Genomic DNA, 21157 nt, shown 5'->3' with positions numbered 1-21157 from the left:
GCGCCGGCCGGCCCTCAGTCGCCGGCGTAGGTGCCGAAGCTCGCCCGGCCGGTCGTGGAGACCTGCGGGGCCGCCTGGCCGATCTGCACGACCGCGGAGACGAACGCGGCCGGCTTGAGCCCCTCGTCGGGGCCGGCCTCGTTCGTGATGTACTCCAGCCCGATCCCCGCCAGGAAGCCGAACGACGTGGTGTTGCCCCCCGAGCCGAGGATCGGGACCGTCGGCGCCACGCCCACGTAGCCGAGCAGGCCCACCCGGCCCTCGCCGAGCGTCTGCACGAAGCCGCCGAGCTGCGCCGCGATCGGGAACGCCCGGCGCTCCACCGGGTCGTACCGGTCGACCGCGAGCGCGACGCCGACCGCGCTGAGCACGCTCCGCGTGACGAGCGGCCTCTCGAGCCACGGCGCCCGGGTGATCTGCAGGGTCGCGAGCATCGCCGGGACGGTCAGGTACGCGCGGAAGCAGCTCCCCGCGGCCTCGAGCGTCTCGAAGTTGTCCTCGCCGCACAGCGGGACCGAGTGGATGGCGACCGAGCCGACGAGGCGCCGGGCGCGCTCCGGGTCGGAGGGCTCGCTCGAGCGCAGCGAGCTCGCGACGCGCCCCGCGTCGGAGAGCAGCACGACCTTGCCGAGAGGGCTCAGCGGATCGCTGTGAACCGCCAGCCGGAGCCGCGCGTCGCCGTCGAAATCCTCGGCGAGCGGCGGGAGCGGGAACTCCGCGTTGCTCGGCGTGACGATCCACGTGCCCTCGGCCAGGAGCTCGATCGGCGCGCCGCCGCGCAGGACGTCGGTGCGCGTGAGCGAGACGTGGAGCGCGAGCGGCGCCACGAGCCGGTGCTTGGTCTGGCCGGTCAGCCGGATGCGGCAGTTCCCCAGCCGGAGCGGCGTCGGCGAGATGACCACGGCGCCGTGCGCGAGCGGCTGCGGCCCAGGGCGCGACGGCTCCAGGTCGGGCCGCGGGCGCGGCGGCGCGGCCAGCGGGGGCGGCGGCGGCGCGGCCGTCGCGGGGGCGGCCTGGCCAGCGCCCGCCGGCTGTGGACCGGCGCCGCCCTGAGCTGGCGCGCCGGCGCCGCCCTGGGCCTGCCCCAGCGGCGTGGGCCGCTGGCCTCTCCGTGGGGCCGCGGCGAGCCCCGGCGGCCCGGGCGGGGGAGCGCTCCCCGGCGGCGGCGGGAGGCTCGCCGGATCCACGCGCGGCGCGATCGGCGCGGGGCCGCAGTCGACCTTGAGGTCGTCGGCGAGCGGATCGGGGAAGAGCAGCCGCGCGGGGTTCGACTCGACCAGGTTCTCGAGCGGCGGGATCGTGACCCGGTACGTCGCGTTGACGACGTTGCCCGCCGCGGGCTCGTGCAGGTTGAAGGCGGTGACGCGGAGCCAGCCGCCGCCCGGGAACACGCGCAGCACCTTGCCGTCGGGGCGCCCGCAGCCGCCCGACGCCACCTCGAGGACCGGCACCGTGAACGTGCGCTGGAACGGCTGCACCCGCGCGTTGCCGCAGCTGTCGACGATGGCGAGGTAGTGGAAGTCGGCCATCTCCGACTGCCTCGGCCACTGCATGCCGAGCGTCAGCTCGCCCGCGTCCGCCGGCGGCGGCTCGGGCCGGCCGTCGCGGCAGATCTCGACGTGATCCGGCGAGGGCGACGACCTCGGCGGCGCCCCGGCGGGCCCGCCCGCGGCCGCCCTCGCGGGCTCGGCCACGGGCCGGTAGGCGCAGACGTGCCGGTACGAGCGGCGGCCGAGGAGCACCGGATCGAAGTCGAGCAGGCGCTGGCCGTCCTCGCCGAGCCGACCCCAGACCGTGAGCGGGAGCGGCAGCGTCGGGGTCTGGAGCTTGATCGAGCGGAGCATCTGATCGCCGATCGGGCTCTGCCCCGGATCGCCGGTCTGCGCCGCGCAGCCGCCGTCGCTGCAGAGCCAGCGGCCGCCCCGGCGCGCGGCCTCGATCGGGACCGGATCGGTGTCGCGGACGCTCATCCACACGCGGCGCGCGTCCGGGAAGATCTCCGGCCCGGCCGGCGCCGCGGCGCCGCCCGCGCCGCCCGCGCTGGCCGGGCCGCGCACGACCTGGAGGCTGCCGCCGAAGTCGGCGGGGACCGCGAGCGGGGGCGCGGACGTGCTCCGCTGCGCCGGCGGGGGCCGCGTCGCGTCGGGCGCCTCCATCCTCGGCTCCCCGGAGCCCTCGTCCGGGTCGTCCTGCGCCGGCGCCGGCGCGGGCGCCGCGAAGGCGAACGCGAGCGCGGCGCTCGCCAGGAAGAACGCGGGCCGCCGCGCGCTCACGGCGACCCCTCTTCCTCTCCCGGCTCCGGCTCCGGGTCCGGCGGCGGCGGCGCGACCACGGTGACGGGCTCGGAGGTGCACTCGGGGCTCGCGAGCAGGCGGGGCGTCACCCGGAGCTCGGTCGTCCCCGGCGCGACCGCGACGCCCTGGATGATGGTGGCCTCGCTGTCCTCGCCGCGCAGCGTGACCGACGCCTCGCCGAGCGCGATCACCCGGTCGTCGCCGGCGCGGAGGTCGACGGGGACGGCGATGCGCACGCGCTTGGCGTTGTAGGCGCTCACCTCGAAGAGGTCGCCCGGCGTCCCCGCGGTCACGACGCTCCGGAGGGCGCGCACGCGGAGCAGGCGCGGCTCGGGGTCGACGGTGAGCGCCGGGGCCGGCTCGATCACCTTCTGCCCCGAGCTCACGGCGAGCGTCACGTCGCCGCCGAGGTCGCTGAAGCACAGGCTGAAGGGCGGGCTCTCGCCCGTCGCGCCGAGCAGCACGCGCAGGCGCGTCGTGCGCTCGCTGCAGTCCGGCGCGAGCGAGAGGGCGGCCTCGCTGTGCAGCGACTCGACGATGACGGGGGCGTGCTCCACGACGCCGGGGGCGTTCTGGGGCGGCGACGCGCGGACGCGCGCCTCGCGCGCCCGGATCGCGCCCGGGCGCCACGTGGCGCCGAGGTCGTCCGGCAGGGGGCCGAGCGTGCAGGTGAGCGGCAGGTAGGTCGCGAGCACGCGGTCGTTCTCGCCGAGCCCGCCCGCGATGAGCGCGAAGTTGGTGGCGTCCTCCGGCAGGCCCGCGGGGAGCACGGTGATCGGGAGCTCCTCGGTGCGGTCGGCCCAGGCGACGACGAGCCGCGCCTCGCCGGACCAGTCGCCCTCGGACGCGGCGATGAACCGGGCGTAGCCCTGCGTGCCGGCGACGCAGCGGAACGCGCCGTCGCGCACGCCGCACGAGGCGCCGTCGTCGGCCTCGCCGCCCGCCTCGTCCTCGCCCCTCACGTCGTCGCCCCTCTCGTCGTTGATTGCGTGCAGCGCGAGCGCCTCGCTCGGGACCACGCGGACCTCGACATAGGCGCCGTACGCCGGCTCGTTCGTCTCGGTGAGCTGGAGCGAGACCGCGGTGCGCCACGGGCTCTGGCGGGGCGGCACCGGCCTGCCCTCCACGTCGAGCGTGTCGGCCGCGAACAGCGGCCCGGCGACGTCGGCGCGGATGTCGACCTGCCCGCTCGCGGCGAGCGGGTACCCGCGCTCGATGCAGGCGGCGGCGAGCAGGAGCGCGGCGGCGAGGGGGGCCGCGGCGAGCAGGGGCGCCGCCGGCCGCCGCCGGGGGGCGCGGTGCGCGCGGGGCGATGCCGGTCGGGGCGATGCCGGTCGGGGCGATGCCGGTCGGTGCGCGCGGGGCGATGCCGGTCGGTGCGCGCTCACTTCTGGTAGATCTCGGTGTACTCGGTGCCGAGCGGGTGGCGATGCCACGTATAGGCGCTCTGCGGGAACCCGCTCTCGTCGGTGTAGTCGCACGGCCCGAGCTCCCACTCGGTGTGCCAGGCGCTCGCGCCGGTCGCGGGATCGACGGACATCGAGTGGGCGGTCACGTCGTTCTCCGCCGGACACGGGTCGTGGGCGAGGCGCGCCGCCTCATCGACGTAGCGCTCGAGGACCGCGCGCGGGACCCGCGCCACGCCGCGGCCGGGCATCGGGATGAGGAACACGTCGCTGCTGTCAACGGGGCTGGTCATGGAGCTCTCTCCTGGAGCAAGGCGCCATCTCGGCGATGCAGAGGGGCGGCATCAAGGCCGCGGCGCGCGCGGACGCGCGGCCCGGACCGGCGCTGTCGCTTCGCTTTCCGGGTCCTGAGCGGAGCAGGCAGACGAGGAGACACGAAGAAGAGATCCATGTTCCGCTTGGTCCACCGGCCTCTGCGAGCCCGGTCGGAGCAACCTGGGGCACCACCGAGGCGTCGCGCTGGTGCCAGCATACCGGCTTCCGGCGGCGCTCGGCAGCTCTTCGCTTCGCGCGTCGCACGGCACGGCCGCCGGGCGATCTTCGCCCCCGCCTCAGCGGGTGGGGGCGGAGGTCAGCGTGATCATGGCCTTGGCCGTGAGCTTCTCCTCGGCGCCGCGGCGCGCGAAGACCTCGGCCTCGGCGACGGTGATGCGCGCGCCGGGGCGCAGGACCACGGCCGCGCAGCGGAGCTCCTCGCCGAGGGCGGGGCGGAGCAGGTTGATCTTGAGCTCCACGGTGAGGACGACCTCGTCCGCGGCGAGCAGCGTGCCCGCGGCCGCGCCCGCCGTGTGGTCGGCGAGCGTGGCCTGGACGCCGGCGTGGATGAAGCCGTCCTGCTGGAGCTGCCACGGCGCGACGCGGAGGCGCGCCTCGCAGCGGCCCGGCTCGCACCGGACGAGCTCGGCGCCGAGGTGCCGCAGGAATGGGGTTGCGTCGAAGAGGGCGCGGGTGCGCTCGGTGAAGCCGGGGTCGCGCGGGATCATGGCGACGCCCGTTGTGCCACGGCCGGGGGGCGGCCGCCCATCGCTGCGTCCAGAGCGACAAACGGATTGGAATCACCTGAGATGAGCAGAGCTTCGCGGCGCCAAGGACGCCAAGGACGCCAAGGACGCCAAGGACGCCAAGAAGAAGACAATATCTTGGCGCCTTCGCGGCTCATTTCTCGCTCGAGCAACGCGATCGGGTGCTCTAAGGGCGGCGGGGATCCGCGGTCGATCGGCCGCGCGACGTCCGGGGCAGCCGGGGAGCGCTACGGCAAGGCGAACGCGAAGAGCGTGTTGCCCGGCGTCCCGACGCCGAAGCTCTCGTAACCGCTGCCCCAGTACACCGTGCCTCCCGCCACCGCCGGCCCGGCGTTGACGGAGCCGTCCGCCGGGTGGCTCCAGAGGACGGCGCCCGTCGCGGCGTTCAGCGCGAGCACGTCGCCGCTCATCGAGCCGGCGTAGACCACGCCGTTCGCCACCGTCAGAGGCCCCCTGTCCTGCGCGCCCGGCGTGGGATCGGGCGTCTGCCACAGGATGTCGCCCGTGGCGGGATCGAGCGCGCTCCACGACCCCCACGTGATGATCTCCCCGGAGGGGTGCAGCGTATACGCGATCTGGTCGCTGTTGCTGACGGGCACATAAAGCCTGCTGTGGTCCACGGCGACTCCCCACATGATGCCGCCGAGGATCCCGCCGGGGCCGACCAGCGTGCTCCACACCACGGTCCCGTCGTCGCGGTCGAGCGCCCAGAAGATCCCGCTCTTCTGGCCGGCGCCGACCAGATCGCGGCGGCCCTCCCCCGCGCAGGCCGAGAACAGCGTGGCGCCCGTGCCGAAGTCGTAATCCGGGCCCGTCGGGGAAGGGCACCAGTCGTAGCCGTAGAAGCACGCGCCCGTCCAGGCGTCGAAGCCCTGGAGCCGCCGCGCCCACTTCACCGCGCCGCTGTCGAGGTCGAGCGCGAGGACGGCGTCGATGTGGTCGTCCTCCGGGAGGCAGGCCTCGGCGGCGACGGGGTCGTCGCCGGCGGCCTCGGCGCACGCGGCGACGGCCGCGGGCACGGTGTAGTTGTTGCCGGTGGTCACGTAGAGCGCGCGACGCCCGAGGTCGATCGCGGGCGCGCCGCCCCAGACGGCGCCGCCGCTGTAGCCGTCAGGGACGGTGTAGCGCTGCCAGAGGAGCTCCCCGGTGACCGCGTCGAGCGCGGCCACGCTGCCGCGGAACGTGCAGCACGGATACCCCTCGTCCGACGCGAAGAGCTCCTCGCGCGACGAGACGCCGACGTACACGCGGCCGCCGTGCACGACCGGAGACTGCGTGACGATCGCCGCGGGGTGCGGATCGACCTGTGTCTTCCACAGGAGATCTCCGGTGCGGCTGTCCACGGCGAGCACGTGCGCGCCGTCCTGGGTGCCGAGGAACAGCATGTGGCCGTGCAGCGCGGGGCTCGTGCGCGAGACGGCGCTGGCCGTGCCCGTGAGTCCGGCGATCGTGCGCGTCCAGAGCGGGAGCCCGGTCGCGGCGTCGAGCTTGTACAGGCCGCCGCCCCAGTCCGGGAAATAGACGGCGCCGCGGTCGACGGCCGGCGTCGCGGACACATTGCCGCTCGTGGTGAAGGCCCACTTCACGGAGAGCGACGCGACGTTCGCTGGTCCGATGTCGTCCTCGTCGGCCGCGTTGTGCGTGTTCGCGAGATCTTTGCCAAAGACGGTCCAGCGGCCGGCGCCCATGCCCGTGGCCGCGCGGCCCTGGACGATGAGCAGCACGGCGAGACCTGCGGCGGCCACGAACGCGGGCCGCACCCGGAAGATGCACTTCATGACGGTCCTCCCCTGGGGCGCCGGAGGCGGCGGCGAACGGCGAGCCGGAAAGACCAGCTCCGCCGCCGCTTCAACACGGCGCCGGAGGAGAGATGGCGCGAAGCGGAAGAGCTCGCCAACCTGGATAGCGCGAATTTTCGGCGCGAATCGCGGCGGCGTTCAGGGCGGTCCAGGAGCGGGCGCCCGGAACATCGAGGTGCGTCCGGACGCATGCGAGGCTGTCGCGGCGATCTGCGAGCGATTGAGGTGCGTGCTCGAGCACGCAGCAGTGCCTGCTCCCGCCATCAGGGTTGTTGGTGGAAAATTCCAAGAGCATCGCGAGCGGACCCGGTCCGCCTGCGATTGTCCGCGAATCCCGCGCTCTTGCGGGGCTTCGGTCCCCGCCGCACCACCGGCCGCGCCGCGGTACGGCACTTGCTGAGCTCGCCGGTGCCTACGGCAAAGGAGGTCAACGGTATGAAGAAAAAGAAGATCTTGTCGCTCCAGAAGCTCTCGGTGAACGGCAAGAAGAACTCCAGCAGCGAAGGGACGGACGAAGCCGTATCGACCATAAGCTTGCTCATTTGCGACGATGGACCGGGTTCGGCCGCCAGCCTTCTTCTCTGTCTTTCTAACGCTTGATTCTCCTGACCTCTCGCTCGCGCGGCGCGCGGGCGACGGCCGGGAACACGGCGTGCCTCCCTGTCCTACCTGAGGTCCAGTAACGAGCTCAGGGGACGCGGCGTCCGCTGGCCCAGCGGCGATCGATGCGCGCGCCACCGCAGCGGCCGAGGCTTCTCCGGCACATCAAGCTCCGGAGGAGCCTCGGTTTTCTTTTGCGTGCTCATCGAGGGATCATGCAAGGCATCGACAGAAGAGCAAGAGATCGCATCGTCAACTTCACGCTGGTTCACCCGGAGCGTTATGGAGGTCTGGACGGCTACCGGTCGGAGCGCGCGGACTTCAGGATCCTGCTGAAGCACCTCCTGCCGGCGGGCTGGGTGGTAGGAGAGGGCCCGGGCCCATGGTGCGAGGCACACCCGCCGGAGGCCCGGTTCCCTGACGCCGGGTTCAAGCTCCACCTGTCGACGACGCACGAGCGCGCGAGGGAGATGCTGGCAGCGGTCGCGCCCGTCCTCGTGGAGGAGGGCGCGTCGTTCAAGGTGCTCGTCGACGAGCGGATCCTCGACCTCGGCAACTCGACCACGTGGGGCCGCGGGGCGTGCGGGAAGTTCATCACCATCTATCCCGAGGGCGCCGCAAGGCTCGAGCGGATCGCGGAGCGCGTCCACGAGGCTACGCGATCGTTCGAGGGGCCGTACATCCTGTCCGACAGGCGGTACAAGGACAGCAAGGTGCTCTTCTATCGTTACGGCGCCTTCAAGAAGGCGCATCGACTCAACGTGTACGGCGAGCGGATGGCCCTCCTCCGGACCGCCGACGGCCAGCTGATCCCGGACGAACGGCTGCCCTACTTCGCCTTGCCCGACGGGGTGGACGATCCATTCCCCGACGCGGAGGAGGATGACGACGAGCTCGCCCTCAACGGCAGGTACAAGGCGATCGACGCGCTGAGCACCTCCAGCAAGGGCGGGGTCTACCGATGCCTCGATCTCGAGACCAGCACGGAGGTGGTGGTGAAGGAGGCCCGGCCGTTCGTGAACAGGGGCCGGAGCAACCCGCACGACGCCGTCGCCTGCTTGCACAACGAATACCGGATCCTGAAGCGCCTCGCGGGCACGGGCGTGACGCCTCGGCCCATCGAGCTCTTCCAGGAGTGGGAGCACAGCTTCGTCGCCATGGAGCTCGCGAGCGGCGTGCCCCTCGGTCCCTACCTGGCCTCGTGGCGCTCCTCCCTCCTCTTGAAGGGACATCCGAGCGCCGACGACGTGCGGAGGTACTGCGACGAGTTCCTCGCCATCGCGAGGAAGATCCTCGCCGCGGCGCGGGCCATCCACGCGCACGGCGTGGTGATCCAGGACATCTCGCCGCGGAACATCCTGTTCGACCCGGAGCAGGGCAAGGTGACGTTCATCGATTTCGAGGCGGCTTATGTCGACCAGGACGACGCGGAGCGCCTCCTCGTCCCCATCGTCACGCCCGGCTTCGGCGCCGCGCGCAGGATGGGGGAGCCGCCGACCGTCGCGGACGACCACAAGGCCCTGAGCCGGATCCTCGGAGAGCTCCTGTACCCTCCGACGCCCTTCTTCACGCTCGCGCCGGAGCTCCGCGCGCCCATGCTGGCGCACTTTGCCAAGGAGAAGGGCGCCCCGGAGGCGCTCTTGCGGCTCGTCCTCGGCGTGGGCGAGCAGCCCGGGCGGGTGGACGAGCTGCTCGCGGAGGCCGAGCGCAGCATCGACGGCATCACCGGGGCCGCGCCGATGCCGCCCCTCCGGACCGACGGCGATCTCCGGGAGATCGTCGCCGCGATCGGGAGCTACATCGTTGCAGAGATCCAGCGCCGCGAGGACCCGCTGGATCTGCCGACCGACTACCGGCGCTTCGCGACGAACCCGCTCAGCGTCGCTTACGGCGCGTCGGGGGTCGCGCTTTACCTGAAGCGCACGCGGGGAGAGGTCCCCGGAGTGTTCCTCGACGCCCTCGTGCGCGAGGCGTCCAGGATCGGCGACGGGGGCTACGCGCCCGGGCTCTACGTGGGCAGCTCCGGGGTCGCGTGGACGCTCCTCGAGCTCGGGATGCGAGGGGAGGCCGAGCGGCTCATGGACGTCGCGGCCGGGTCGCCGCTCCTCTTCGAGAACGCCGACATGTTCTACGGAGCGGCCGGCTGGGGCCTCGCTAACCTCTTCTTCTTCGCGCAGCTCGGCGACGAGAAGTACCTGGCCCGCGCGCTGGAGGCGTCTGCGCGGATCGCGCCGGAGCTCCGGAGAGACAGGGCAGGGGCCTGCTACGAGAACACGGGTGCGGTCTATCACGGCCTCGCGCACGGCGCCGCGGGCATCGGTTACTTCATGCTGCGGCTCCACCGGGCCACCGGGCGAGAGGAGCACCTCGAGATCGCGCGGGCGCTCCTCGAGTACGAGCTCGCGAGCGCCGAGGAGCAGGAGGACGGGAGCGTCGCTTTCAGGCGCTCTGCCGACGAGCGCGTCCGCTACCCTTACTGGCGGATCGGCGGCGCGGGGATCGGCGCCGTCGCGCTGCGGTTCCACGCGGCGCTCGGGGACGAGCGATACCTCCACATGGCCCGGAAGATCGCCCTCCACCTGGAAGGCGCGTACACCGTCTTTCCCACGAACTTCGCGGGAATGGCGGGGATCGGGAACTTCTTCGTGGACATGCACCGCCGCACGGAAGAGGCGCGGTACCTCGAGGAAGCCCGCCGGTTCGTCGACCGGGTGATGCTGTTCGCGATCGCGAGGCCGGCGGGCCTCGTCTTCCCCGGCGAGGAGCTCCTCCGCGTCTCCACCGATTATGGAACGGGCTCCGCCGGGATAGGGATGTTCATCCACCGGGTCGTCGCGGGCGGCGGGCTCCCGTACTTCGACTTCTGACCGTGCCAAGGAGATAGGCTGGCTCCGTCGACCTGAGTGGTCCACCTCTGGACACCGATCACGTTGAGCCGACCGGGGAATAAAACGCCAAGAGCGCCAAGAGCGCCAAGAACGCCAAGAAGAGAGCAGGAGCTGCTGCTTGCGCGGCAGGAGCCGCTGCTTGCGCGGCAGGAGCCGCTGCTTGCGCCGCAGGAGCCGCTGCTTGCGCTACAAGAGCGGTCCGCCCATGCCCTACGATCTCAAGACCGCCGCCGCCCCGCGCCTCGCGGGCCGCGCACTGCAAGCGTTCGCCGCCGCGCTCGACAACCCCGCCGCCGGCGCGCTTCTCCTGCAGAAGCTGCACAAGGACGTCGGCGTCCTCGCGATGCGGCGCGCCGAGCTCCCGGAGCCGCCTTCCGTGTGCCCTGTCCTGCCCCGTCCCGCGTCGATGTCTGCCACGCAGGCCGCCGCGATCGACCTCGGGGCCATCGCGGCCGGGGCGCCCCCCGCGAACGGCTTCGCGTTCGAGACGGCGGCCGACATCACGCGAGCCTACACGTCGGGACGGACCACGCCGGAGGAGGTCGCCGAGCGCGCCATCGAGGCGATGGAGCGCGCCGACAGGAGCGACCCGCCGCTCCGGGCGTTCATCGCGAGCCGCGCCGACGAGATCCGCGCCCAGGCGCGCGCCTCGGGCGAGCGGCGCCGCGCGGGCGCCGCGCTCGGCCCGCTCGACGGCATCCCCGTGGCCATCAAGGACGAGATCGACGTCGCGGGATACCCCACGACCGCCGGCACACGGTTCCTCCGCGCGGTCGCCCGGGAGGACGCGACGGTCGTCGCGCGCCTGCGCGCCGCGGGCGCCGTGATCCTCGGCAAGACCAACATGCACGAGATCGGGATCGACACGACGGGGTTCAATCCCCACCACGGCACGCCGCGGAACCCGTACGCGCCGGGCCATTACACCGGCGGGTCGTCGAGCGGATCGGCGGCCGCCGTCGCGGCGGGGCTCTGCCCGATCGCGCTCGGCGCCGACGGCGGCGGCTCGATCCGGATCCCGGCGGCGCTCTGCGGCGTGGCCGGGCTCAAGCCGACGTGGAGCCGCGTGAGCGAGCACGGCGTCGTGCCGCTCTGTTACAGCGTCGGGCACGTGGGCCCGATCGGCGCGAGCGTGCGGGACGTCGCCCTCGCCTACGCGGCGGTCGCGGGGCCCGATCTGCGCGACCCCGGCTCGCTGCTCCAGCCGCCGCCGAGCCTCGCGGGGCTCGGCGACGCCGACCTCGCGGGCGTACGGCTCGGGGTCTACACGGCCTGGATGGAGGACGCCGCGCCCGCGGTCGCGGCGGCGTGCCGCGCGGCGCTCGCGGCGCTCGCGGCGCGCGGCGGCGAGGTGGTCGAGGTCGAGGTGCCGGAGCTCGACCGGGCGCGGGTCGCGCACGCGGTGACCATCCTGTCGGAGATGGCGTCGTTCGCCGAGCCTCACGACGCCGAGCACCGGCGCGCTTACGGGCTCGGGGTGCGGGTGAACCTCGCGATCGGCCGCTCGCTCACGAGCCGAGATTACGTGGCCGCCCAGAAGGTGCGGACCCGCGCGCTCGCAAGCTTCCACCGCACCTTCCAGCGGATCGACGCGCTCGTGACGCCGGCGTGCGCGACCACGGCGCCGGCGATCGCGGCGGACGTCATGCCCTCCGGCGAGAGCGATCTCGAGGTGACCAGCGCGCTGATGCGGTATGCGTTCCCCGCGAACCTGACGGGATACCCGGCGATCAGCGTGCCTGCGGGGTATGACGCGCGCGGGCTCCCCATCGGGGTCCAGCTGATGGGGCGGCCGTGGGAGGAGGCGTTGCTCCTCCGGCTCGCCGAGGTGGTGGAGCGCGGCGCGCCGCGACGGCGGCCGGAGGTGCATTTCGACCTGCTGCCGCCGGATTGACGGCTCACGACCCGGTCGACTGATACCGGCGCTCGCCGAGGCGCCATATCCGCAGCGACACGAGCAAGAACAGCACGCCGACGAGCGGCGACGCCCAGCGCGCGGCCTCCGGCAGCGCGGGCACCGTGGGGCGGCCCAGCAGCGCTCCCGCGGGGATGTAGCTCACGAACCCGAGCGGCACGACGAACGTGAAGAACCGCCGGAACCAGTCGCGGTAGAGGCTCAGCGGGTACTGCGCGGCCTCCGTTCCGCCGTACGTCACCGCGTTCATGATCTCGATCGACTCGACCGTCCAGAAGCACATCGTCGCCTGGAGCACGATGAGCCCGTAGAACACGCACGCGCCGCCGGCGATCGCGCCGGCGAGCAGCAGGAGCTTGGCCGCCGTCCACCCCACGTCCAGCGCGGCGGCGGACCACAGGAGCATCACGAGGCCGACCGCGAGCCGCCCGGCGCGCAGGAACTGGAAGTCCCGGGTCGCGACCTGGAACGCCGTCGAGCGCGGGCGGAGGAGGAGCCGGTCGAAGTCGCCGGACCGCACCAGCGTCGAGAAGGTGTCGAACCCGCGGCCGAACGACTCCGCCAGCGCGAACGAGACGTTGACGAGGCCGAACAGCAGCGCGACCTCCGCGAAGCGCCACCCCTTCACGGCGCCGAACCGGTCGAACAGCGCCCACACCCCGAGGAGCTCGATGCCCACGGTGATGAACTGCCCGGCGGACCACATCGCGAACGACGCGCGGTACTGCATCTGCGCGCGCAGCGACGCGGCGGCGAGCCGGAAATAGAGCTTCAGCGCGCCCTGGGACATCAGCCGCCCTGCACCACGAGCCGCCCGAGCCCGCGCGCGACCATCGCCCGGCCGAGCGCCACGAAGACGGCGGTCCACAGCGCCTGGTGCAGCAGCACGCCCGGGAGCGCCCCCGCGGGCAGGTGCCCGAGGTAGAGCCGGAACGGCGCGTCGATCATGCCGCGGAACGGCAGCACGTCGAACCAGGGCTGCACCCAGGGCGGGAACAGCGGCAGCGGGATGATCATGCCGGAGGTGATGAGCACGACCGACGGCGCGAGCCGGGCGATGCCGTCGCTCGACGTGGTCCAGAGCATCGTCGACGTCACCGCCGCCGCGAACGCGCCCACGAGCGCCGCCGCGCCGACCATCGCCGCCGCGAACGCGCCGGCCGCGGCGAGCGACGGCGGCAGCGACATGCCGAGCAGCGGCACGGCCACCGCGAACATCAGGGGCGCGCGCAGCGCCGTCGGCGCGACGCGCGCGGCGATCGCGCGGGTGAGCCAGAGCGCGTGCAGGTCGAGCGGGCGCGCGAGCTCGTAGCCCACGGCGCCGGTGCGGATCATCTCGCGCACCTCGGGGTCGGGGTTCGTCGAGAACGGCAGCAGCTGGAAGAACGCCTGCCCGAGCCAGGTGTAGGTGACCGCCTGCCCGAGCGCCATCGGCTGGGGCGCGCCCGGCGCCGCGTTCCCGTAGAACGCATCGAGCACCATCACCTTGAGCAGCCCCCAGAACAGCTGCGTGCCGAACCCGGCGGCCGCCGCCGCGCGGTACTGCAGGAGGGCGCGGAAGCGCGCGCGGAGCACCGCGAGGTACGCGCGGAGAGGGCTCATGACCGCGCGCCCGCCTCGCCGCCCTCGCCGTAGAGCCGCGCCACGATCTCGTCGATGGGCGGGTTCTGCACGAGGAGGTCGCGCACGGGGTAGCGGGCCGTGACGCGCCCGATGAGCTCCGCCGTCGAGACGGCGGCCGGGTCGAAGCGCAGCGTCACGCGGTCGCCCTCGCGGCGGATCACCTCGGCGTGCGGCTCGGCGATCTCCGCCGCCGGGTCGGTCAGGTCCACGATGAGCCAGCGCTCGGCGGTGACCTGGGCGCGGAGCGCCTCGAGCGAGCCGTCCGAGAGCACCCGCCCGCCGGCGATGAGGATCACGCGCGAGCACAGCGCCTCGATGTCGTCCATGTCGTGCGTCGTCAGGATCACGGTGACCCCGCGCTCGCGGCTCAGCCGCTGGACGAAGCGCCGCACCGCGAGCTTCGAGACGGCGTCGAGGCCGATCGTGGGCTCGTCGAGGAAGAGCAGCTCGGGCGCGTGGATCAGCGCGGCCGCGAGGTCGCAGCGCATCCGCTGGCCGAGGCTGAGCTGCCGCACCGGCGTGCCGAGCAGCGGCGCGAGGTCGAGCATGGCGACGAGCTCGTCGCGCGCGCGGGCGTAGTCCGCGGGGCCGACGCGGTAGATGTCCCGGAGGAGCTCGAAGGAGTCGATGACCGGCAGGTCCCAGAGGAGCTGGGTGCGCTGGCCGAAGACGACCCCGAGCCGCCGCACGTGCTCGACGCGCTCGCGCCAGGGGACGCGGCCGGCCACCTCGCATCGCCCCGAGTCCGGCACGAGGATGCCCGCCAGGATCTTGACGGTGGTGGACTTGCCCGCGCCGTTCGGCCCGATGTACCCGACGAGATCGCCTCGCTCGAGCGAGAACGAGACGCCCGCGAGCGCGTCGACGGCGCGGTAACGCGGGCGCAGGACCCCGGCGACGGCGCCCCACGCGCCCGGCCGGCGCTCGGCCACCCGGTAGGTCTTGCGTAGATCCTCGACGACGATCATCGGCATGGCGGCGACTGCGGTCCTGCGGAGGGCGCGGGAGCATACAGGACCTGCGCCGGTTGAAAAGCGTCGCGGGCGGCGATGGACGCAGCCTCCGCCGCCACGATCGAGGGCTTCGAGGGAGGCGGCGCCCCGCTCGACGCGTCGCTTCAATCGTTCTTCGGCCGCCAGCTCGGCTTCGCGTTCGGCCGCGTCCGCATCCATGCCGACGCCGCCGCCGCCGCTGCGGCGGGCGCGCTCCGCGCGCGCGCGTTCACGGTCGGTCGCCACATCGCCTTTGCGTCGGGTCAATACGCGCCGAAATCGCCGGGTGGCCAGGCGCTCCTCGCGCACGAGCTGGTGCATGTCATGCAGCAGGAGCACCTGCCGCAGGGCCGCGAGCGCGTGCAGCGGGCGCCGGAGGGCGAGCCGCGGCCCGTCCCCGCAGAGGCGACGTCGGAGACGCTCGAGGCCGCCTACCGGCGGCGCGGAGACACGCGACGCGCGGATGCGATCCGCCGTTGCCGCACCGAGAGGCGGTGTGGAATGGTGATCACGAACGCGCAGCTCCGCGCGCTCTACAACCTGGCGCGCTCCTCGGGAGGCGACGAGGAGACGATCAGGAGGGGTCTTGCTGGGCCTGAGTTCATCACCCTCGGTTTCGTGGCATCGGGACCGGCCCTCGGCGGTGCTGCGGTCGGCACGGGGACGGCTGCCGGCACCGGCGTGGGCGCCGCCGGCACCGGCGCGAGCGCTGCAGGGGGCGGCGCAGCGGTCGGCATGGGCATCGTCGTCGCCGGGGTCGCGGTCGTCGCGCTCCTCGCGGTGCTCCTCGGAATCGGGCTCCACGAGGAGTGGCAGATCTCGCAGCTGCGCAGAGCGCTGGAGGATCTCGGGTACACGGTGCTGGACGATCCCCTCCAGGTCTGCATCGGCGGGTGTCACACCTCGCCCGCGCCGCGCGCCCCTGATCTCGGCCGCTCGTTCCCCCCGGGCGACCTCTTCCCGCGCATTCCGGACGCCGAGCAGGCGGAGATGCTTCGGCGTTGGATCGAGGCAACCGCCTCTCCGACGGGGACCACCCCCGCGCCGGACGCGGCCACAAGGACCGGAGAGCGGAGCGAGCCACGCGTGGATTCGCCGCCGCGTACCGCAGCGAGCTGCGCGACGCAGCACCCGGGCGAGATCCTCTGCGACGGGCTGCCGACCTTCTATACTTACCCGAGCGAGCAAGCAGCGCTCCGGGCGCTCAAGGCGCGGACCGGCAATCCCAGCCTGAGCCTGCGCTCTCCCGCGGTCGCCACGAGGGGCCCGTGCGCTGGGCGCGGAAGACACTACAACGTCCGCAGCGGCCGGGACTACGTGGCCAGCATCGTCTGCTGCCCGTGTTGCCAGGATAGTCCGACGGGCCCGCGGCTTACCAACCGCTGCGGCATCGTCTAGGCTTGCGCCATGAGGGACAGAGAGGCCGCACTCCAGCAGCTCAGGCAGGCAGCGTCGGGCATGGACTGGGACGCTGTCCCAGGGGCGTTTTTCCGGCTGCTTTATGGGTTGCCCGCAACGCTGCAGCTGGACGCGGCGCGCTTCCCGATGCGCCGCTACCTGCGAGCGTTCGAGGAGCGCTGGCCCGGCATCACCTGGCCCAGCCACCTCCTGGCGGATACGGCGGCATGGCTGACTCAGAATCACCTCGCCCTGCCCGATGAGCCGGGCGAGACGGGGCCGGCCGACGCGGCCTTCCTGGAGGGCTGCGACGCCCTGGTGGTGGCCGTCTCGCGGCAGGAAGAACCCGGCGTGTTGACCTCGTCGTGCGTGTACTGCGCGGACCGGGGCATTGATGCCCATTTCGTGGCTGTATGGGAGCAAGACGATCCGGAGGCGGTGCGCCTCTGGGCGGGGCAAGCCGATCTCCAGGGGCAAGACCTGGCGTCGCTGCTCGAGGGGCGCACCGCGCTGGACAACGAGGCCGCCCGGCGAACGCGACGGGCGGAGTGGCTGGCGCTGGTCGAGTTCCTGGACCAGCAGGCGGTGGCCGCTGCTCCGGGCGTCGCGGACGTGGCCAGGATGGAGCGCGACCTTCAGCGCTGGGCGGACCAGGAGTACAGCCTGCTGCTGAGGTGAGTTGTGATCGGCGCCCGCGCGACGCGCCCTCCTCCCATGACCGAAGTGTCACGGGCGACGAGATGTGCCTCGGCTGGTTCTACCTGACGCAGTGAGCGCGTTGCCGCGGCCGTCGCGCAGCTCGGAATTCACGTCTCCGAAACGTCCTGGAGCACCTCGAAACCGCGCGCGATCCCGCTTGATCGCGGCTCCGGCCGTCGATAGTCTCGGGCGCTCATGCTGAACCGGGCGGCCGCGTGGGCTTCTCGCCGTATCGAGCGCCCGCTCTCGTGGCTCGAGCTCCGAGAGCGCCACGTCGTCGGGGTGTGTATTGCGCTGCTCCTGATCGCCGGGCTCGTGTACTCGCTCCGGCTCGGCGATGCGCTCCGGTACTACGATGAGCGCGAGTATTTCAAGATCGCGAGTTACCTCGCGGATCGGGGCGAGTACACGCTGAACAGGGATGGCCCCACCGCGTTCCGGCCGCCCGGATATCCCGCGCTGATCGCGGCGCTGCTCCTCTCGGGCGCCGGCGTGGTCCTGATCCGGTTCGCGAACTTCGTCCTGCTCGCGGGCTCGTTGCTCCTGACACACCACCTGGTGAAGCGCGCCGCCGGCGTCCGGGCCGGTCTCATCGCCGTCGGCCTCGCGCTGGCTTACCCGGTGTTCTTTTATACCGCAGGCACCCTTTACCCGCAGACGGTGGCTGCGTTCCTGCTCGTGCTCTCCTTGGCGCTGCTCTTCCGTGGAGCGGGCGCGGCGGATCCTGCGCCTCTGCCGCGCGGGGCGGGCCGCGCGCGGCTCTGGAGCGCGGCGCTCGCGGGCGTCGCGATGGGCGCGCTCACGCTCGTCGTGCCGACGTTCCTGTTCCTGCTGCCGCTCCTGTTCCTGCTGCTCTGGCCGGATCTCCGCTCGGCCGTGGTGGCGGCGGCCGCGCTGGTCGCGGTGGTGGGCGCCTGGTCCGTGCGCAACTACCTGGCGTTCGACTCCTTCGTGCTCGTCTCGTCGAACTCGGGGCTGAACTTCCTGCTCGGGAACTCGGAGCAGGCCACGGGCGGCTCCGGCGTGAACGTCGACATCAGCCATCACCTGCGCGACGCCGCCGCCGCGGGCCTCAACGAGATCGAGCGCGACGCCTACCTCCGATCGCAGGGCGTGCGGTACGTCCTCGAGAACAAGCTGGACGCGCTCGGGCTCTACTTCTCGAAGGTGCTCCACTACTTCGCCTTCCGGAACCAGCTGGCGACGGAGGGCGAGGGCGCAGGTTGGCAAGATCTGGTCATGCTCGCGACGTACGGCCCACTCCTGCTCCTGTTCGTGGCTCGACTCGCGCTCTTTCGGCGCTTCCCGCTGCTTCCGCTCGAGAAGAGGCTCGTCGCGATCTACGTCGCGAGCGCGTTCGCCCACGCGGTGTTCTTCAGCAGGATCCGCTTCCGCCTGCCGCTCGACCTCCTGCTCATCGCCGTCGACGCGATCTTCCTGGCGCGTTTGCTCGGGCAGCGGGCTCCCGGCCCGGAGGGGCCGGCGCCGGCCTGAGGCCGGGGGTGGGATGACGCCCGCGGGCGCGACCGCGGCGCTTCGGGAAAGACGTCGCGGCGCATTTGCGTTGAATTTGCCGTGGCGCGGTGCGGTAATCGGCGCATGACCCCGCCGGGGGCTCGGGCGGTGCGCGGCGTGGACCCGGCGGGGATCCCCGGCGTGGATCGCGCGCCGGGCATGACCATGGACAGGCACGCGTGACGGCCGCAGGAGGCAGCGGCGGCGATCCTCTGGCGGGCGAGAGCATCCCGCCGGCGGCGGGCGAGAGCATGCCGCCCGCGGCGGGTGAGAGCATCCCGCCGGCCGAGGGCGACGGGGCCCGGCGCGGCGGGGCCGGGGGCGGCGAGGCCGGGGGCGCGCCCGGGGCCGAGCTGCGCACGACCGCGGCGAACGGCGCGACGCTCTGGCTCACGCAGTCGCCCGGGTTCTCGCTGTGGCGCGGCGAGATCCCGGCGCCGGATCGCCTGCGGATCGAGGGGCGCGACGGGTACATCCACGAGCTCCGGCTCGAGCCGGTCGGGGTGCTGCGGCTCGGCCGCGCGGAGCGCGTGGGCGACGAGCGCAACGAGCTCGTGGTCCCCGACGCGGCGTCGCGGCTCGCGGCCACGCTGCGTCACGATGGCGTGCGCTGGTGGCTGCGCCGCCGCGAGCAGTGCAGCGTGCCCGTGCAGGTCGGCGCGCGGCACCTCGCGCGCGGGGAGGAGTCGCCGCTCGTGCACGGCACGTTCGTGTGTGTCGGCGGCATGCGCGCGACGTTCTTCGATCGCCGCTACGCCGCGCTGTCGGTCCCCGCCGGCACGGTGGATCCCGCGACGGGCCTGCTCGCGCGCGCGGGCCTGGAGCACGAGTGCGCGACGCTCCTCTCGCGGGGGCGCGAGGGGGCGCTGGTTTTGGTCCGGCCGATCGAGGCCGCGGCGCCGCCTCCGGGGGCGGCGTCGCGCACGGACGAGGCCGCGGCGCCGCCTCCGGGCGCCGCCTCGCGCGCGGCGGCCGCGCTGGTCGCGCTGCACCGCCTGTGGCCGGACCTGCCGGTCGGCGACGCGGACGGCGCCGCCGCGGCGCTCGTGCGCGGGGGCGCCGCGGAGGCGTCTGCCGCGGCCCGCCGCGCGGCGGAGGCGGTGGGGGCCGCCGGGGTCGGGCCGTTCGTGTGCGGCTACTTCACGCTCGCGGGGAACGCCGACGCCGCCGGCCGGGAGGTCGAGCTCGCGGTGCACGCCATCACCACGCTCGCCGCGGAGCGCGCGCGGGGCGCCCCGGGCCCCTCCGGCGCGGCGGAGCTCCGCGGCGGCGCGGCGAGCGCGCGCCTCGCCGCGCCGTCCGAGGTGCTGGGCGCGTCGCAGAGCGGGCGCCGCGCGACGGTCCTGTTTGGCATCGAGGAGCAGAGCGCGCTCGGCGCGGTCGGCCCGCACGTGATCGGGGCGCTCGCGCAGGAGCTCGCGGCGGTGGTCGCGAGCCACGCGGGGCCCGGGGCGCTGATCGCGCCGCTCGCGGCCGGCGTGGTCGCCGCGTGTGTCCCCTGGAAGGCGGATCCGGCGGCGATGGCGAGCGCGGTGCAGTGCGACTGGCACGCCCGGCCGCCGATCCTGGACGGCAAGGTCGAGCACGCGCGGACCCTGTCGTGGGAGCTCCTGCACGAGGCCGACGCCGGCGCGCGCGCGGCGGAGATCTCGCGCGAGTGCAGCGACCCGCACGGCGTGCTCTCGGCGCTGAGCGGCGGCCTGCCGTACCCGATCGCTGGTCGGGTGCGGGCGGCGATCGGGGCGTCGAGCGCGATCGAGCGCGTGAAGATGCTGTTCGACGTGCTCGAGGGCACGTGGCGCTTCATCGCGACGGTGCTCGTGTCGGCCTACTTCAGCGGCGGCAGCGGCGCCCCCGGGGCGGGGCGCGGCGGGGGCAGCGGGGGCGGCGCCGGAGCGAGCGGATCGGGCGACGGGGGCGGCGCGGGCGGCGGCCGTGGCTCGTTCGGCCCGGCGAGCGGCGGCAGGGAGAGCAGCCCGAGCGGGGCGGGGGGCTCGGGCGCCGGGGGCGGCGTTCCCCAGGGCTGGGGCGCGCTCCTCGACTTCTACGGCCGCACGCGCACGCGCGACGGCCTCGCGCTCGGCGCGTGGCGCGAGCTCGCGCGCACCGCGGCGCGCGCGTTCGGCGACCGCGACGATCCGATCGGCTCGATGGCGAGGGAGGTGCTCGACGTCAAGCTGTCGCACAACCAAACGTTCGAGACGCTCTCGAACCTGATGCAGGCCGAGCGCAACCAGTTCGCGCACGGCCACTACACCGAGGCGCGCGCGGCCGCCGACCTGCCCGACTTCGAGCAGATGACGCGCGCGCTGCTCCGCGCGCAGCGCCCGCTCTGCGCGTGGACCCTGGTGACGGTCGAGAAGACCGAGCCGGATCTCTATGGAGATCTCCAGACCGTGGAGTTCATCGATCACACCGGGCCGTTCGCGTCCGGGACGCGGCGCCGTATCGGGCTGAACTCGCCGGTGCGGCTGTCGAACGTGGTCTATCTGGCCCGCTTCCGCGAGGGGCTGATGCTGCCGCTGGATCCGATGGTGAAGCGGCTCTTGCACGAGGACAGGTTCGACCTCTACTGGATGGACCACCTGCCGCGACAGGGGATGTGCCAGCTGAGCGCGGTCGTGGCGGGGAGGGCGGTGAAGGCGCCGTGTGACGCGCGGAGGATGCCGCCGCTGCTGAGGGCGCTGGTCGAGGCGGCGGGCGGGTAAAGCGGGGAAGGGGAGCGCGCGGGGCGGAGAGCGCGCGCCGCGTGGGAGTAAGAACGGAGCCCATCGTCCGAGCACGATGTCGACTCCCGTTCGCTTTGCGCGTCCGGGGCGATCTTCGATGCGCTTCATCTGGCGACGGCGGAGGCGGCCGGCGCCGGCGTGCTGCTTACGTTCAACGAACAGGATTTCACGCGGCTCGCTGATGCCACCGGTCCACGGATCGTGGTGCCCCCTGATC

15 protein-coding genes are annotated in these 21157 nt (G+C 73.5%); 7 read left to right on the top strand and 8 right to left on the bottom strand.

Features of this window, described 5'->3' with window-relative positions:
* Nucleotides 1-14: 14 nt before the first annotated feature.
* From WMF43_RS30010 to WMF43_RS29990, 5 genes are all read right to left on the bottom strand, one after another.
* A complete protein-coding gene (locus WMF43_RS30010) occupies nucleotides 15-2273 on the bottom strand; it encodes a hypothetical protein (protein WP_437669843.1) in 2259 nt (752 codons plus the stop codon).
* Entirely contained in the window at nucleotides 2270-3682 is a 1413-nt protein-coding gene (locus WMF43_RS30005; RefSeq protein WP_437669841.1) for a hypothetical protein, read from the bottom strand. Before WMF43_RS30005 ends, WMF43_RS30010 begins: the two co-directional genes overlap by 4 nt.
* Nucleotides 3679-3993 carry a hypothetical protein gene (locus WMF43_RS30000; protein WP_437669839.1) on the bottom strand — a complete coding sequence of 105 codons (315 nt, stop codon included), beginning with the start codon at nucleotides 3991-3993 and terminating at the stop codon, nucleotides 3679-3681. Before WMF43_RS30000 ends, WMF43_RS30005 begins: the two co-directional genes overlap by 4 nt.
* Before the next feature lie 318 nt (nucleotides 3994-4311).
* Nucleotides 4312-4740, bottom strand: coding sequence for a PaaI family thioesterase (locus WMF43_RS29995; RefSeq protein ID WP_437684121.1), 429 nt, complete (start codon nucleotides 4738-4740; stop codon nucleotides 4312-4314).
* Nucleotides 4741-5009: 269 nt separating this feature from the next.
* Nucleotides 5010-6560 (bottom strand): outer membrane protein assembly factor BamB family protein, encoded by a 1551-nt coding sequence (locus WMF43_RS29990; RefSeq protein ID WP_437669837.1) that lies wholly within the window; start codon nucleotides 6558-6560, stop codon nucleotides 5010-5012.
* A 456-nt stretch (nucleotides 6561-7016) separates the two neighbouring features.
* Between WMF43_RS29990 and WMF43_RS29985 the strand changes: the two genes are divergently transcribed.
* The 3 genes from WMF43_RS29985 to WMF43_RS29975 all read left to right on the top strand — a co-directional run bounded on the left by WMF43_RS29985 (nucleotide 7017) and on the right by WMF43_RS29975 (nucleotide 11963).
* On the top strand, nucleotides 7017-7181 hold the full coding sequence (locus WMF43_RS29985) for a SapB/AmfS family lanthipeptide (RefSeq protein ID WP_437669835.1): 165 nt from the start codon (nucleotides 7017-7019) through the stop codon (nucleotides 7179-7181).
* Between the two features lie 215 nt (nucleotides 7182-7396).
* Nucleotides 7397-10048 (top strand): class III lanthionine synthetase LanKC, encoded by a 2652-nt coding sequence (lanKC, locus tag WMF43_RS29980; RefSeq protein WP_437669833.1) that lies wholly within the window; start codon nucleotides 7397-7399, stop codon nucleotides 10046-10048.
* A gap of 202 nt (nucleotides 10049-10250) precedes the next feature.
* Nucleotides 10251-11963: an amidase gene (locus WMF43_RS29975; protein WP_437669831.1), complete on the top strand. Its 1713-nt coding sequence runs from the start codon at nucleotides 10251-10253 to the stop codon at nucleotides 11961-11963.
* Between the two features lie 4 nt (nucleotides 11964-11967).
* Here the strand turns inward: WMF43_RS29975 and WMF43_RS29970 are convergent, their stop codons facing one another.
* Genes WMF43_RS29970 through WMF43_RS29960 form a run of 3 tightly spaced genes read right to left on the bottom strand, consistent with a single transcriptional unit; the run spans nucleotide 11968 to nucleotide 14581 of the window.
* On the bottom strand, nucleotides 11968-12774 hold the full coding sequence (locus WMF43_RS29970; protein WP_437669829.1) for an ABC transporter permease: 807 nt from the start codon (nucleotides 12772-12774) through the stop codon (nucleotides 11968-11970).
* A complete protein-coding gene (locus WMF43_RS29965; RefSeq protein ID WP_437669827.1) occupies nucleotides 12774-13586 on the bottom strand; it encodes an ABC transporter permease in 813 nt (270 codons plus the stop codon). The genes WMF43_RS29970 and WMF43_RS29965 overlap by 1 nt, the downstream gene beginning before the upstream one ends.
* Nucleotides 13583-14581 carry an ABC transporter ATP-binding protein gene (locus tag WMF43_RS29960; protein ID WP_437669826.1) on the bottom strand — a complete coding sequence of 333 codons (999 nt, stop codon included), beginning with the start codon at nucleotides 14579-14581 and terminating at the stop codon, nucleotides 13583-13585. Before WMF43_RS29960 ends, WMF43_RS29965 begins: the two co-directional genes overlap by 4 nt.
* A 75-nt stretch (nucleotides 14582-14656) precedes the next feature.
* On the opposite strand from WMF43_RS29960, the gene WMF43_RS29955 reads away from it, so the two are divergent.
* The 4 genes from WMF43_RS29955 (at nucleotide 14657) to WMF43_RS29940 (ending at nucleotide 20919) form a co-directional block, all read left to right on the top strand.
* Nucleotides 14657-15997, top strand: a complete 1341-nt coding sequence (locus WMF43_RS29955) for an eCIS core domain-containing protein (protein ID WP_437669824.1) — start codon at nucleotides 14657-14659, stop codon at nucleotides 15995-15997.
* A gap of 9 nt (nucleotides 15998-16006) precedes the next feature.
* On the top strand, nucleotides 16007-16675 hold the full coding sequence (locus tag WMF43_RS29950) for a hypothetical protein (protein ID WP_437669822.1): 669 nt from the start codon (nucleotides 16007-16009) through the stop codon (nucleotides 16673-16675).
* A 216-nt stretch (nucleotides 16676-16891) separates the two neighbouring features.
* Entirely contained in the window at nucleotides 16892-18190 is a 1299-nt protein-coding gene (locus WMF43_RS29945; protein WP_437669820.1) for a hypothetical protein, read from the top strand.
* A gap of 200 nt (nucleotides 18191-18390) precedes the next feature.
* Nucleotides 18391-20919 (top strand): hypothetical protein, encoded by a 2529-nt coding sequence (locus tag WMF43_RS29940; RefSeq protein WP_437669819.1) that lies wholly within the window; start codon nucleotides 18391-18393, stop codon nucleotides 20917-20919.
* Nucleotides 20920-21157 lie beyond the last annotated feature (238 nt).

The organism is Sorangium sp. So ce131 (assembly GCF_051519095.1).
GTDB lineage: Bacteria > Myxococcota_A > Polyangia > Polyangiales > Polyangiaceae > Sorangium.
This window is presented reverse-complemented; position numbering and strand designations above follow the sequence as displayed.